1 pseudogene is annotated in these 486 nt (G+C 76.7%); it reads right to left on the bottom strand.

Features of this window, described 5'->3' with window-relative positions:
- Nucleotides 1-486 (bottom strand): annotated as a pseudogene (locus tag GTW43_RS32555) (DNA polymerase III subunit gamma and tau); the annotation flags it as partial.

Here is a 486-nt window from a genome sequence, read left to right as displayed (position 1 = left end):
CCGCCGCCGTAGCCGGCGCCGCCAACGCCTCCGCCACCGCCCGTGCCGTAACCACCGCCACCGCCGTACCCGCCCGGGGCCGGGGGCGCGGGGGTGCCGCCGCCGCCCGATGCGTCGACGACCGCGTCGACCTTCCAGCTGACACCGAGCTGCTCGGCGAGCGCCGCCTTCAGCACGTCCTCGCTGCCGCTGCTCGCGAAGTTGTCCCGCGCGCCCGCGTTCACGAAACCGAGGGTCAGGGTGGTGCCGTCGAAGCCCGTCACCTGTGCGTTCTGACTGAGCAGGATCCAGGTGAAGCGGCGCTTGTTCTTCACCGCCTCCAGGATGTTCGGCCAGAGGGTGCGGGGGTCCGGGCCGCCGACCGGGGCGGCAGCGGACGGGACGGGCTGGACGGGCTGCTGCGCGACCGGTGCCGGGGCGGACTGCTGCGGAGCGGGAGCCGCGGGCGGAGGCGTCGAGGCGGTGGGGCCGGCCGGGGCGGGGCCG

Origin of the sequence: Streptomyces sp. SID5785, assembly GCF_009870065.1 — a bacterium.
GTDB lineage: Bacteria > Actinomycetota > Actinomycetes > Streptomycetales > Streptomycetaceae > Streptomyces.
This window is presented reverse-complemented; position numbering and strand designations above follow the sequence as displayed.